7 protein-coding genes are annotated in these 15,003 nt (G+C 40.5%); 6 read left to right on the top strand and 1 reads right to left on the bottom strand.

The window, feature by feature from the left end; all coding sequences use genetic code 11:
* Positions 1-30: 30 nt before the first annotated feature.
* The 6 genes from PL9631_RS02770 to PL9631_RS02745 all read left to right on the top strand — a co-directional run bounded on the left by PL9631_RS02770 (position 31) and on the right by PL9631_RS02745 (position 10,282).
* Complete coding sequence (locus PL9631_RS02770; RefSeq protein WP_083616742.1) at positions 31-2,703, top strand: metallophosphoesterase family protein; 2,673 nt, start codon at positions 31-33, stop codon at positions 2,701-2,703.
* Positions 2,704-2,837: 134 nt separating this feature from the next.
* Positions 2,838-3,944: a hypothetical protein gene (locus PL9631_RS02765; RefSeq protein WP_156090425.1), complete on the top strand. Its 1,107-nt coding sequence runs from the start codon at positions 2,838-2,840 to the stop codon at positions 3,942-3,944.
* Positions 3,929-4,879, top strand: coding sequence for an AAA family ATPase (locus PL9631_RS02760; protein WP_083616738.1), 951 nt, complete (start codon positions 3,929-3,931; stop codon positions 4,877-4,879). Before PL9631_RS02765 ends, PL9631_RS02760 begins: the two co-directional genes overlap by 16 nt.
* The gene (locus PL9631_RS02755) at positions 4,876-6,078 is read left to right on the top strand and encodes a hypothetical protein (protein WP_083616736.1); all 1,203 of its coding nucleotides are present in this window, start codon (positions 4,876-4,878) and stop codon (positions 6,076-6,078) included. The genes PL9631_RS02760 and PL9631_RS02755 overlap by 4 nt, the downstream gene beginning before the upstream one ends.
* Positions 6,079-6,086: 8 nt before the next feature.
* The gene (locus PL9631_RS02750; RefSeq protein ID WP_083616734.1) at positions 6,087-9,920 is read left to right on the top strand and encodes a CHAT domain-containing protein; all 3,834 of its coding nucleotides are present in this window, start codon (positions 6,087-6,089) and stop codon (positions 9,918-9,920) included.
* Between the two features lie 8 nt (positions 9,921-9,928).
* Positions 9,929-10,282, top strand: coding sequence for a hypothetical protein (locus PL9631_RS02745; protein WP_083616732.1), 354 nt, complete (start codon positions 9,929-9,931; stop codon positions 10,280-10,282).
* A 337-nt stretch (positions 10,283-10,619) separates the two neighbouring features.
* On the opposite strand, the gene PL9631_RS02740 is transcribed toward PL9631_RS02745, so the two are convergent.
* On the bottom strand, positions 10,620-14,936 hold the full coding sequence (locus PL9631_RS02740) for an NACHT domain-containing protein (protein WP_331281247.1): 4,317 nt from the start codon (positions 14,934-14,936) through the stop codon (positions 10,620-10,622).
* Between the last annotated feature and the right edge of the window lie 67 nt (positions 14,937-15,003).

Here is a 15,003-nt window from a genome sequence, read left to right as displayed (position 1 = left end):
TAGATATTAGGCAGTCTAACCTATCCAAACATGAACGAAATACCCCAGAATTGGGGGCTGCGTAGCCCCAGTCTCACCCTCTACGCCTTCCATCTACGAAACAGCATCAACCAGGGACTAGAGCCGACTGTACCAGAAGCACCTCGGTTATGGGAACAGTTGGTAGATTTGGGAAATAAGCTTGACAGTCGAGAACTGCAAAATCTACCACAACAACTGATTAGCTATCAAAATAACCACTATTTTCCCGAAGCGGAAGATAACCAAGAAAGTGAATATTGTACTTTACTACTCAATAGAAAAAAAAGTTTAGATTTTCAAATAATTGCTCAACCAGATGGCTTACAATTTCAGGGATTACTCTGCCCATACCGATTGCATGATAGTTATGCGATCGATTTAACCCTGTCTTCTCAAGAAACATTTTTTCTGCCTCAATTATTGAACTTTAATCCACAATACCTATTACTGCCATCACATATTCAAGCTTCTCTGGGACAAACACTATTACTGTTTGGGCAACCAATTGAATTACAGGAAAACTACCAAGGTTTGGCAGATGATTGTGTTCTTCAATTAGTTCCAGAAACAGATAAACCTGAGCTAATAAACACGGGCTACTTGTTAGGAAATCCGATTTTTGAGTATGAAAGTCAACATAAAAACCCAAGTAAGCAACTCCATATTCTAGTTTGGTTTAAATGCCAAAGTATGAATTCAAACGATATGGATAAGGCATCTGAGTTATTGCTTTATCTTTTGTGGTGTCGCCATAAAATTCAGTATGTCTATCATGAATCTCGTTTCTGTGATCGCCAGCTAAAACAATCTTACAATCGCATAGAACAGCATGGGAATAACTTCGGTCAAATTTCCCAATCACCAGATCGGCAAAGGCACCTTCGGCAATTGTTGACAGAGTTACAGGGGATAGATATTGAGTATTTTGGCTACCTGGGAGAACTAGATGCCCACAAACATACCATCGCTATTAACGAACAGAATTACAGGATGAAACTGGACAAGCTAGGGGCATTACCAGACACTGACTTAACTTTGTGGGAAGCGTTTTTGGAGGATGTTCGCAATAAATTGCAATCTCAAATTCAAGCAGATCAGCTTTTACTTAATTTAGGATATAAGCGCCTGCAACATCTTAAAGCTACAGTAGAGGAAAGCCTTGCTAATGATGTTGTAAGCAAAGATATGCCAGGGATTCCAGCTCAACTCCATAATCAATTGTCTAAAGCTCTGTCAATGTGCAGCCAATTTGAAAGTAATGAGGAACTACGAAGCTTCTTTAGTTATGACCTGCTTTCTCCTTGGGCTAATAGTTTGCCCCAAGCTAATAGTACGGCTCAACGGGTAACACAGGTAATTAGTTTTTTAATGGATAAGTATCGTAGCGATACCAATGAGAATGTACTGACTATTTTAGTACGGCTGCTAAGTAATACAATTGATCCATTAGATAGTCGGCATCAAACTTTATCTGAACTAGCAGACGAGCTAGCAGATAAACTTAGTATTATTCGTAGCAGAAGTGGAGCTAATCCAGACTTAGCAGGTAGAAGTCCTCGAACTCCAATAACAATTAACCCCCGCGTTCCTAATCCAAAAGTAAATACAACTAATAATAGCTTTAGTTGGTTACACTTAACCGACTTTCATCAAGGTATGAGAGACCAGGATTGGCTTTGGCCTGGTGTCAAAGAAATATTTTTTGAAGATTTAAGGAGACTCCACGATAAAAGTGGGCCGTGGGACTTGGTTGTATTTACTGGTGACTTAACTCAGCGTGGCAGTGCTGAAGAATTTCAAAAAATCGAGCAACTTTTGACACAACTATGGAATTATTTTGCTCAATTGGGTTCCTCTCCTAAGCTACTGGCAGTACCAGGAAATCATGATTTAGTCAGACCTAACATAAAAGATCCTGCGGTAAAATTACTCCGGCGGTGGTTAGAGGAAGCGGATGTACAAGAAGATTTTTGGCATAATGCAGAATCGCCCTATCGCCAAGTTGTGACAAAAGCCTTTGAAAACTACATAGCATGGTGGGAACGGCAACCCTTTAAGCCAGAAAACTTAAAAGATGGTATTGTACCAGGGGATTTTTCAGCCACTCTTGAAAAGAATGGTGCCAAGCTGGGAATTTTAGGTTTGAATACAAGCTTTCTTCAGCTTACTGGTGAAAACTATGAGGGCAAGCTGGCTATCCATCCCCGGCAATTTCACCAGGTTTGTGACGGCGATAGCCCAACTTGGGCAAGGCAGCATCACGCCTGCCTGTTACTGACGCATCATCCACCAAGTTGGTTAACCCCTGATGCCCAAACGCACTTGAATGGAGAAATTACCGCTCGCGGTCGTTTTGCTGTTCACCTATGCGGTCATCTACATGAAGCTAATTCTAGAGAGATTGTTCAAGGCGGTACTGAAGCTAGACGAATTTGGCAAGGGCGATCGCTCTGTGGGTTAGAATACTATGAAACGAAAACAGGACAACGCCTCAATCGTCTGCATGGCTACACGGCTGGTAAAATTGAACTTAGTGAAAACAAGGGTAAGTTAATGTTTTGGCCTCGTGAAGCACGCCTGCAAGGGGGACAAAGAAAAATTGTCCCAGATTATTCGTTTGACTTGGATGATAACCAGCACACTTTATCGAGAGATTTTGAATTGTTTCAACGGTATGAATGAATTATCCTGTTATTTGCAAGAAGTCTTTAGTAGGGAGACTGAGCAAGAGTTTCCACAGTGGGGACGAAATTATCAAGATGGTGTCCAGGCATATCAGCGATTACTGGGCTGTTACAAGCTGTGGGAGATTGATTGTGAAAGCGCCACCATCTGAACTATATCAATTATGCAGAGAACTTCTTTTGGAGTGTGAACAGTTTGAAAGCTGTGAAAGTCTGCGTTCGCTTTGCGTTATTGATAGCCTTTCTTTTATAAGATTGCAACTAAAAGATGCTAAGAGTCCAAGAAATTTATTTGACTTCAACTTTAAGGTTTTGTTTTGCTCAGAGCATCGATTATATGGTTGGATATTTCCAATTTTTTTGAAACAATTAAGAGATCGCCAGCATCCAGATGATATGCTCTGGACTCAGCTTGATGACTTATGCACCAAGGTTGAAGCATGGAAGAACCAGCCTCAAGCTTGTCAGCAACAAGTACCTCAATCTGAACATAAACTTTTTAAATCGCTTCTCCGTATTGACTTTGACGAGCAGGAAGAAGCCGTGATGGAAGTATTAGATTCGCCAAGTTACAACAAAACAGCAGCTTTCCTGGTTCATGGTGAAGAAAAATTCGGGCAAGAGACTTTGGTTACCCGACTATCTCAATTATCTAAGTTACGAAATGGGCGACGAATAAAAATTAAAGTTGGTGGCATGGAGGACATATCCAACTTATGGAATGAAGTTGGCAAACACTTACTGGATAAGAACCAGACTAATTGGCTGCCAGAAACTAAAATAATAGATCAAATTTTTGAGCTTTTGCAAACTCAACATTTAATTTTTATCTTTTCAGATGCCCACCGTACTTATATAAGCTTTTTACCAGAGTTAATTCAGGAATTTTGGCAACCATTGGTACAAAAAAACAATCAGCGAGAAACATATTTAGCCATGTTTTTGGTAGATAATAAAGGATATATATGCAAATCAGGACTTTCTTTAGCTTGGCAAGTTAATCACCCAGATTTACCTAGAATTCCTCTTTCTTTACCTCCTGCTAGTCGATTTCCAGTAAGGAAGCTTAATGAATGGGTGGGCATGGCAGTAGCAGCAGAGGTAGTACCTGAAAATTTATGTGTTGAGACATTACTGGCAGAGTCTCAAGGAGGCGTTCCCGATTTGGTTTATCAAAGAATTTGTTACTACTGTGGTTTTAGCTGGGAAGGAGGATTAGCAAAATGGTTGATTCAGTGATACCTCGGATCTATACGGGTGAAAAGAAACCCTCCGCAGAGGAGCGCGAACTTTATGGACTTGAACCTTATATCCCTTCACTAGAATTGGTTGAAGCAGTTAATCTCACCATTTTTTTAAAGAAACGTCCTTTATTGCTCAAGGGGGAACCTGGTAGCGGTAAAACTCGCTTGGCTCGTGCTGTGGCTTATGAGCTAGGCTTGCCTTACGAGTCTTGGTATATTCAGTCTACAACCAAGGCGAAGGATGGTTGTTACACTTACGATGCGATCGCTCGCCTCCACGATGCCCAATTAGCACGTCTTGACGAACAGAAACTCTCGAAAGTTGATAATCTTTGGAATTATATCAAACTGGGGCCATTAGGTCGTGCTTTTGAAAATTCTCAACGTACTGTGATTCTAATTGATGAAATTGATAAGGCTGACCTTGATTTTCCTAACGACTTACTCCAGGTACTAGATGAAAAACGGTTTACGATACCGGAGATAAAAGTTAAGGAAAAAGAAGCAGAGAAAGAATACGAAATTAAGACGAAAGAACCACCGATTATATTCATCACCAGTAATGACGAAAAAGATTTACCAGATGCTTTCTTACGCCGTTGCCTATTTCATTATATAGAATTTCCAAAATATGCTGAATTAGTTAACATTATTAATGAGCATTTTCCAAATACAGCTTCACCAGTTGTTGTGGCTGCAACAAAGAAATTTCAGGAGCTAAGAGATGAGATGGATAATAGCAGAGGCAGAACGGGTAAAAACGTAAGTACCAGTGAACTAATTGATTGGTTTACTATACTGCGACAATATCCAGAAGACGAATTATTAGCAAAACTTCAAGGCGAACTTCCTTTTGCTGAAACTCTATTAAAAGATCGTTGGATAAATTATAGAGAATACCTGCGTGCCCCACAGCAGGAGAAAAAATGAATCCCATCGAAGAAATACCTTTGCTGAGAATTTTACTGCGTCTTTTTTACAGTTTGCGACAGTATGGTTTTTCATTGGGACTTCCAGACTATATGTTGGCGTTAGAGGCATTGCAAGGTGGATTTGGCATAGGCAATCGCGCCTCTTTAGAAAGACTATGTTGTACTCTGTGGACAAAATCTAAAGAAGAAGCTCGCCAGCTACATCGACTTCTAGATCAAATAATAACCAATGAATCTCTCTCTACTAAATTACCCCAACCTATCCAAGATATATCTCCTCCACTTTCAACTGGAACTTCAGCAAAGGAATCTGACAAAACTATTCAGTCTTCTTCATCACCACCTATTGTTAAAACATCGGAGCAACTTAAAGGGCAAACTTCATTAAAAGGGTCGGAAAAACCTATATCCGAGCCAACTCCAACGGCTGATATCCCTATAGAAAGAGATGAACCAGAGCAGGTTATTCAAGCTATCCGGTATCATAGGCCCAATAGTTTAGATATGATTTATTACGGCCAAGATTCAGCCGCTCAATATCTGCCAGTAACTCCTCGGCAGATTAAGCAAAGTTGGCGTTTTTTCCGTCGTCCAGTGCGCCAAGGTACATTACAGAAATTGAATGTGGAGGCTACCGTAGCAAAAATTAGTCAGCAGGGCATCTTAATTGAACCAGTGTTAATGCCGCGCTATGTAAACCGAGTAAAACTTGTCCTACTGGTTGACCAAGGTGGCTCAATGGTGCCTTTCCATCATTTATCCCGCCAATTAATAGATAAAGCTCTACGGGGTGGAAACCTTATCCAAACAAATGTTTACTATTTTTATAATTATCCTGAAAAATATTTTTATACCGATCAAACTCGCATCAAAGCCCAACTAACTACTGATGTTTTGAAATCGGTTGATGAAAGAGCAGGGGTACTGATTGTCAGCGATGCGGGAGCAGCTAGGGGTAACTATAACCCAGAGCGAGTTGAGTACACGCAGAAGTTTATCGAACAACTTCAGCAGTCAGTGCGTTATTATGCTTGGCTCAATCCCATGCCAAATGATAGCTGGCAGTACACTACTGCTGGCGAAATTGCTCGTTTTGTGCCAATGTTTGAGATGAGTCGTCAGGGACTCAATGCAGCTATTAATACTCTGCGCGGTCGCTATGTTTACTGGGAGCGTCCCTATCAGTGGATGTTGTAACAATCCTTATGAATGGAAGTAAAGCAACACATTCGGAAATAGCTATTGAGCGAGTCGTAGGATTTGCCCAACAATTCGATCGCGCACACCTCGACTTAGCTTGCCATGCAGCATTTCCACAGACACTTACTCCAGACTTGCTTTACCAAATTTGGCTTCGCTTTATACCCCAAGCTCCTTGGACAGCAGTTGCTCGCATACTTTTGTCTCGCTTGTGCCGCGAGGTAGGCTATGAGCTTTACGAGATGGATATGGCTGTCCGAAATCTATTATTGGAAGAACTAAAGGAAGATAAGTGCTTTGGGAAACCACGCTTAAAGGAACTAGCTGATTTCTACACCAAGTATGTAAAACAGCAGCTTGATAGTAACGATTCCAAAGTAGGAGAATTAGCCCAAGCTGAGTATTGGATATCCCTTGCTTGTACTCAGCCCTATCAGCTTAATCGCAAATTAGCACAGGCTATTGAAGAAAGATTAAAGCAGAAAAACTGGAAAGACTTGTTTCGGTTAGGGCTATTGATAGAAAGTTTTCCAAACGCTTTGGTAGAATTTGAACCACCACTGATCACCTATGCGCGTGGGATGATATCTTTTACAATAGGCGATTTAGAAGGCGCAACAGAACAATTCAGTAAGCTACCCAGGCAGGAACGTCAGGTTGAAATTGCTGGAGTAACTTTGTCAATCCCTGATGAAGTTAATCTAATTTCAGTTGACTTATCTTTTATAGAAGAATTGCTACAGTTCGTTTCTGATAATTATGATAATCCTCAATTAATTTATTCATTATTAAGCCGGAATTTAGGAAAATTAAATGAAGATTTAATTTGGTCGCTAAAACGATGGTCAACTGATATACTATTAAATATAGAACCAGAAAGATTATATGAAATTGCAACAGACGTAATTAATTTTAGTAGTTTATTAGAAGAATTTCCGTTAGGTAATAGAGCAAGTAACTTAGAAATTGCTATTACTGGATATCAAATTACTTGTGAAGTTTTTAGGCAAGAACAGTTTCCCGAACAATGGGGAATTATCCAAAACTATCTAGGTGTTGCTTACATTCATAGAATCCAGGGAGACAGAGCAGAAAATTTAGAATCTGCCATACATTATTTGCAGGCGGCGTTGGAACTCTACTCTCACTCCATCTTTGCCTTCCCAGAACAATTGGCACTCACTCAAAATAATCTTGGTACTGCTTACGCTCAACGTATTCGAGGCGAAAAGGCAGAAAACTTAGAATTTGCTATCCGCTGTTTTAATGATGTTTTGCAAGTACGCACTCGCGAAGCTTTTCCAGAACAATGGGCTATGACTCAGAAAAATTTGGGAATGGTTTATAGCGATCGCATTCGAGGAGAAAAAGCTCAAAATGTAGAAATGGCTATACACTGTTTCCAAACAGCTTTGGAAGTAAATACTTTACAAAATTATCCTCAAGAGTGGGCAGACATTCAAAATAATCTTGCAGTAGCTTATGCTGAAAGACTTAGAAGCGATCTAGCAGAAAATTTAGAGCTAGCTATTCGTTGTTTCCAGAATGCTTTACAGATTTATACTCGCGAAACCTTCCCCTACAATTGGGCTATGACCCAAAACAATTTAGCATTAGCTTACAGGAAACGCATTAGAGGTAAAGAAACAGAAAATTTAGAACGCGCAATTAATTGCTGCCAGAATGCTTTATCAGTATGGAGTCGCGAAGCTTTTCCAATGGATTGGGCGAATACCCAACTCAATTTGGGGAATGCCTACCGCGATTGCATTCGAGGAAATAGGTCAGAAAACTTGGAACAAGCTATTAGTTGTTTTCAGGAGGCTTTAACAGTTTACACTCGCGAATCTTTTCCTCAACAGTGGGCAGAAACTCAGAAAGATCTGGGTATTGTTTACCGCGAGCGCATTCGAGGAGAAAAAGCAGAAAATTTAGAACAGGCTATTAGTTGTTTTGAGCGTGCTTTAACAGTTTACACTCGCGAATCTTTTCCTCAGCAGTGGGCAGAAACTCAAAAGGATTTGGGTATTGTCTACCGTGATCGCATTCGAGGAGTTAGGACAGAAAACTTAGAACAGGCTATTAGTTGTTTTCAGGTTGCTTTACAAGTTTACACTCGCGAATCTTTTCCTCATAATTATTTAGAATGTCTATTTAATCTGGGTTCGGCATACCAAGAGGCGCAAGATTTTCCGAATGCTTACAATGCTTTTGTTGACAGTATTGATACAGTAGAATCTTTGCACAGAGGAAAAATATTGTTTAACTCAGAAATCGAAAAAGGCAAAGAAAACCTTGCGAAACAATGGACTAAGCTCTACCAAAATATGATTGAAGTATGTCTAGCTTTGGGTTATCCTGACCGAGCGCTTGAGTACGTTGAGCGTAGTAAAGCACGTAGCTTGGCAGAACTCCTTGCAACCATTGACATCTACCCAAAAGGCAATATTCCAGACTCTACCATTAACGAATTGAAACGTCTACGACGAGAAATAGCACTGGAGCAGAAAAGATTTAAAATTTCAGGAAGCAATTGGTTTATTGATGACGATTCTATTTTTAATGATGAGAATCTATTATCTGACTCTCAGCCAATCCAACCAACTCAGAATCGGCTAAGTCAATTGCAAAAACAGCTAGACGAGTTAATTAAGCATGATATTTTGCCTCTCGATCCAGCCTTTAATTTAACCCAAAGTGTTCAATCGATTTCTTTTAACGAAATTCAATCACTTTTAGATGAGGACACTGCCATAATAGAATGGTATATTGTAGAAGAAAAATTATATATATTTATTGTCACCAGGCAATCTGCTTACCCGTCTGTTCTGCAATTTCCACATCAATCAGCGTTGATTGAATGGGCTAATCAGTATTTAGAGGATTACACACAAAACCAACCATTTTGGCGCAAGAAACTATCAGTACAGCTCCAAACACTTACTCAGCTACTGCATATAGATCAAATTCTCAATTATATACCTGAAGCCTGCCAACAATTAATTTTAATTCCCCATCGTTTTTTGCACTGGTTACCTCTTCATGCTCTTCCATTGGTCGGCGGTTTATATTTTTTAGATCGTTTTTATGGTGGAGTAAGTTATGTACCTAGTTGCCAATTTTTAAAAATACTCCAAAATAGACAACGGCCAAACTTCCGCAATTTACTAGCTATTCAAAACCCTACTGACGGCCTAACATATACTGATATTGAAGTAGAAACGATTAAGAAGTATTTTCCCCCAACTAAGGTCTTTAGCAAAGAAAGTGTTGAAAACTCAGCAATTAAAGAGCAAATACTACATTTTACAGGTCATGGTTTCCATTTTACTGGCCGAAGCAGCTTTAATATTGATTCACCTCTAGAGTCCCCACTGTTATTATCTTCCCATGAAACTTTGACTGTACAAGAGATTCTTAATCTTAACTTGAGCCAATGTCGCTTAGTCACCCTTTCTGCTTGTGAAACAGGCTTAACGGACTTCAAAGAGTTTAGTAACGAGTTGATTGGCTTTCCTAGTGCTTTTTTAGTTGCAGGTAGTAAAAGTGTAGTTGGTAGCCTTTGGGCTCCTAGTGATTTGTCAACAGCTCTTTTGATGATCAAGTTTTATCAAAACCTACAAGCAGGTTCTATAATACCTATAGCCCTTAATCAAGCCCAACTCTGGCTTCGAGAAATCACAAAAAGAGAAATAGATCAATCAATAAAAAAGAATCTTTGGTATCTAAATCCAACACTTAAAATCAGCTTGCGTCGTCGTCTTCATAAAATGGCGAATGATGACCAGCCTTTTAAAGAACCTTTTCACTGGGCTGCATTTTGTGCTATTGGCGTATAGGAGGAAAAATGTCATTATCTGATTACGAAGAAAATATCATAACTTTTGTTTATTTAGTACAAACTCAACCCGAACTATTTACAGCAGAAGACCGTGCAGATTTAAAAGATTTACTTTCAACCCTCCCAGATGATGTTGAAGAAATCTCTAATGCAATAGCCCTCTGGTGTGAAGAACATCCGCTAATTCTAGATGCTATCCTTAATATACCGATTGATGATTTAGATAGCCTTCGAGCCGCCGATGGTCGTGCTACCTCCCTCACAGGAAAAGAAAGCAAAGAGATGCTCGAAAACTCGGTTACTCAGAGCAGTCAATCCAAGCAACGCCCATCTTCTTCATCCAAAACAAAAAATGAATGACAAACTTTCAAACGGAGATAAGCCTTCCATGCACTCTGGCCAAATAACAAACGTCACCCGACAAGATGGCGCTGGAGGTCGTATTACTCCAGTCACAAGGCAAGAAACTAAGCAGATAATTGAAAATTCAATTACTCAAAGTAGTCCGTATAAAGGATCAGAGTCTTCTTCATCCCAACTAAAAAATCAATGACATAAAATCTTTAAAAAGACTGCCTAAACTCGGATTGTATTTATCTATTGTCTCAATGTAAATGTATGATATCAGCTAGTTTTATCAAAAAGTGATCACCAAACTCCAAAAATGAGGAGTGACTGTTATTTCATTGCCTAAATGTTATGACGTTTGTCTTCGCATTCGCCGTCTTCGTCGAGGCAAATAAGTTATTTGATTAGGCTTCCTATCTAGAACTTCCAGAGCAACGCGAGCTTCTACCAGATTTAGAGAAAGTAATTTTTCAAATATAGATAATCCCCTTTCTCGATAGATGTCTTGACGATGCAATGTTAAAACTATATTTGTTAAACTTGCAGTTCCTAAAGGTAGAAAGGAACTCGCATTATTGAGATTTGAACTACCAGCATTGAGTATTGCTTGGCAGACCTCCGATACAAGACCAGGTTCCCGACCTGTCTCTGGTTCAAGTAACTCAATAAGATCGTAAGCTGCCTTAAGCAATACAGGCGGGTTCTCACAGGCAGCTTGGACAACTTTTCGCATTTCTAAGTTGAGTTTAAAATTATTTTGGTTCCAACAAAAAACATTAGCTACAGTATCTTGAATACAGGAGGAAGAGGATGATGCTAACATACATAGGATTGTTGTTGCTATTTTCCGACACTTTTTTTGTTCCCATAAATAACTAGCAGCCTGTGCTAAACCATAAAGAATAATTTCATCGCCTTGCTTAGTTAAATGGCTTTCTATTTGTTCCCTTGACCAGGTATCTTGATATTGGCAGTAGTAAATTAGGAGTAATTCTCCGTAAGCTTGACAACAAAAGCTAGAACCATCATCTAGCAGTTTCTCTATCCATCCCTGAATCTTTTCCTTTGGTTCAAACCATCCAATAGCGCAAGAAATACTATGCAATGCAAACTCATAACGCAATACTGCCGGATAAGTTTGGATAATTGCATCAAAAAGCTGTGTGGCTCGTTGTCGATCACCATTAAGTAACGGGGGCATATAGTTTAATATTAAAACCCAAATACTAGGGTGCCGCTCTCGCTGCAATTGTTCCTCAATAATGCGCGTCCAGTTCTCTAGATCGGGCGGTTGCTGATTAAGATAACCAGCAGCGATCGCGGGTAAAATAGAACCTCGTCCTTGTGGTAGGAAAAAGGTGCCACCTGAACCCCAAAAAATAGGTTCCTTTTGCTGTTCAGTTTTGTTTCTTGTCTCTTGTTCTTCCGTTGACAAAGTTGGTTCTACTTCTTCAACCAACCAATTTTCCAAACGGGAAAGGATCATACTGGGAAGACCATCGCGACGAGCGCGTTTTTCAAGAGCAGATGCAGCGCTAGAACGAAAATTTCTTGATGTAAACCCTCGACTTTCGAGAGCTTCAATGATACAAATTAACTCAGCAGTCGAAACATCAGTCTCAGCTAACCCTTCTATAGCTGCGCCTGCATAAGTTTCATGTTCGCCTGGTTGGAGGTACTGAACTAAGTTAGCAACGCGCTCAGGTACTCTTTTAGCCAGTTGACCAAACTCGCGAGACAATTGCACAGCACCTCCGGCACGGGAAAAGTCTTCAAACGATTGCCGTCTGGGGTTGTCCCATGCCATTTTATCTGGCAGTAAGTCAAACAATCGCAATATATCTTCATCTGAAGCACGAGCCATTTCGTCCAAAGTTATACGCGCTCCGATGAAACCACCGTACATACGGCTTGCATAATCATCAGTTTCAGGCAATGCCCGTTCTTCTTCATCTCTCAGTCGCTTAGTTTTTGAACTCAAATACTCAACCGGAAAGGCACGCAAAAGGCGTAGTCGGTCTTGGCGCTGCCATTTTAAAAATTGAAATTTTTCCTTCGCTGATAATTGTGGAGGTAGATGGTTATAGTATTTGAAAGCTATTATTACTTCCTCAATGCGAGTTCGTTCTAATGGGTCTAAGTAAGGAAAAACTGACGCTATTAGCCGTTTTGTTTCTCTGTAGTGGTCTTCGTGATCTCCCAAACTCAAGCGTCTTGGGTCGCCAATCAAATATTCTAACACCTGCTGTGGTTCCTCTTTAGCTATATGTTCCAATCCGCGAGCTAGCAAGCGATGGACAATTTGCAAATCGGAACCCAAATTTTTGCTTAGAAAATCCAAAAAATCATGAATATTTTGCTTGGCTAACTCTGAAATACCAATTAATAACGATCTCACAACAGCCCCTGATGGAAATTCTCCTTGAAAACTTTTATTTGTAGCACTATCGTCACGATAACCTACAGAAAGCGAATTTTTTTGATATGCAATTCGATTTATGGCATCCAGAAACCAGGGCCAGACAGAATCTAAAAAAGCTTTTGGTGTGGCTTCAGCAAAACTTTCTAACTTGTAAAAATCTTCTTTGCGTTCTATTAGATCTTCAACTTCCTTCAAGGGACGATGAAGGTAACCATGAATTGCTCGTTGCTCTTCAGTAGCATTTGATGGTAACTCTGGTAATGGTTCGTTTGCTTTTGTTAAAGCCTGCTCTAACTGCCAATCTAAATAAGCACGCCAAAGTCTAGGGGCAAGTTCCGGGGTGTTTTCTGCTATTCGCTCCACCAGTTCAGATATATCCCATTGAGAAGTTGGCGAACGTCTCACTATCTGGCTGGCTAAACTTACTGACCGCTCAGTCCATTGTTGAAGATTCAGCAGCACTCTAAAACTTAGAGTATCGTAGGTGCGATCGCTCAACCAACACTCTTCTAAAAGTTCTAAAACGTCTTCAGGAGCAAATAGCATAGCTGTACTGAGCAAGGATACGCAATAAACCGCTTGTTCGGGCGATTTATCCAACCACTGTCCAAAATCTGGGCGATCGCGCAAGCGAGAAAACCAACCAGGACTGCCAGTAACATTAGCTAATAGCCGTTGTCCCTCAGTTTCCAAATTTAAAAGTGGTAAGAAAAGTTGCGCTTCTGTGTCATCAGGATCTTTTTGTGATCCTACAAATTCCAGCAATAGGGTACTGATATGAAGTCGTAATTCTGACCGTAGTAATTTTTGTAATTGTCGATGATATTCTTTACGAGCCGTTTCCCTCAAGTAATTTAGGCTACTAAGAAGAACGGGTCGCACGAAAAGACCATCTTGCCGTTCCAGAACGTAGTCTGCTAAAGGGACAGAACCACGAGCGAAGGCACGAGCCTGTGTATAGTCGTAGTAAGTTTGATGTCGGAATCCAATCGTCAGACCGTTAGGACTTCGGGTCAGAATTTCTGCTTGTTCTAAAGCTCGACACGCTGATGAGTGAGTGTCTTCTGCGATCGCAGTTGGTAGCCAGAACTCTTCTTCATTACTGATGCGCTCGGCGAGTAACTCAAGCAACTCGCGGCGGTCTGATGGGCTATCTGGATCGACAACCCGTTGACTCCACAACTGATTGAGCAATGCTTGCAACGAATTAAATTCTTCTTCTGGCGCAGCCACTTCAAGAAAAAGCTTTAAATGAAGGGGCGTTTGCAACAATTCCCGCAACGGTTGCCCCATGCTATTAGGATTATGCTTCCCTTCAACTAAAATAGGTGCAATCTGCTCCCACTTTGGCAGTTGTAAATCCATTTTTTCTGCTTTAATGCAAGACAGCCGCACGTCATGACGAAATTCAAATTCACGCGAAGTAGCTATAATATGCACACCTGACGTTCCAGAAAGAGATTGGATTAGGTTTAACAAAATATTCAGTCGTTCAGATTTGCGATCCAATAGCTCAGAAACCGCATCAAGCTGGTCTATTAACAGTACAACGGGTTCCTTTTTAGCTAAGATTCTGATAGCGTCATGCGGGTTTATAGTCAGGTAAGGTCTGCACAAATCTTCCAGTGTATTCACTCCTCGTCCCAACTGGTCAGCCTTAATCGCCCATAAAGGGGCTTGGCGATCGGCGAGGTGATGTCCCAGAGTTGCCAGTAATGCAGATTTTCCCGTACCTGGACTTCCTAGAATTAGAGTTGTAGAGCTTTTTTCTTCTTGTATTCGATCCAGTAATTGCTGAAACTCAGGACGCTCAATCTGCCGATCATTTCCCAGAGTTATTGGCCAGTTTAGCAATCCCTGGGATGCTGCAATCAATTCTTGCTTTAATCTCTCAAAGTTGCTTTCTTCTGGTAAACTTGCTGAAGTTGTCAAAACTGCTTGCACAGATTCACAAAGTTCTGCCAGTTCTCCATGCCGTGCGTCCTTCGGGTCATAACGAGTGCGCAATTGTGCCAAAAAAATTGGTAAAACAGAACCCCCGTCACTCAAATGATTTTCAAGCAGATATTTTAGACAGAGATCTACCCGCCCCTTCCGACTATCCGCTGATTTTAATCCAGATTGGAAAGGGAAAAGTTCGGGAGTGATAAAAACTCCTTGAAGTGACTCATCGTTATCAAATTCTTGACATTTCAACAGGACTTGACGGCATTGACACACAATCTCGTTTGGTAGACTACTCATCATCGCTCTGCCGACAAATCACGCTCTATACTCGACGGCTTAAACAAATTTAACATATTCAGCCTGC

This window comes from Planktothrix paucivesiculata PCC 9631 (assembly GCF_900009265.2).
Lineage (GTDB): Bacteria > Cyanobacteriota > Cyanobacteriia > Cyanobacteriales > Microcoleaceae > Planktothrix > Planktothrix paucivesiculata.
The sequence above is the reverse complement of the archived record's forward strand: the minus strand, read 5'-3'. Positions and strand labels throughout refer to the sequence as shown.

Bases quoted from the DNA above. Each gene is read 5' to 3' on its own strand.
- PL9631_RS02740 (WP_331281247.1), bottom strand. From the start codon at position 14,936: ATGAGTAGTCTACCAAACGAGATTGTGTGTCAATGCCGTCAAGTCCTG.
- PL9631_RS02755 (WP_083616736.1), top strand. From the start codon at position 4,876: ATGAATCCCATCGAAGAAATACCTTTGCTGAGAATTTTACTGCGTCTT.
- PL9631_RS02750 (WP_083616734.1), top strand. From the start codon at position 6,087: ATGAATGGAAGTAAAGCAACACATTCGGAAATAGCTATTGAGCGAGTC.
- PL9631_RS02760 (WP_083616738.1), top strand. From the start codon at position 3,929: ATGGTTGATTCAGTGATACCTCGGATCTATACGGGTGAAAAGAAACCC.
- PL9631_RS02770 (WP_083616742.1), top strand. From the start codon at position 31: ATGAACGAAATACCCCAGAATTGGGGGCTGCGTAGCCCCAGTCTCACC.
- PL9631_RS02745 (WP_083616732.1), top strand. From the start codon at position 9,929: ATGTCATTATCTGATTACGAAGAAAATATCATAACTTTTGTTTATTTA.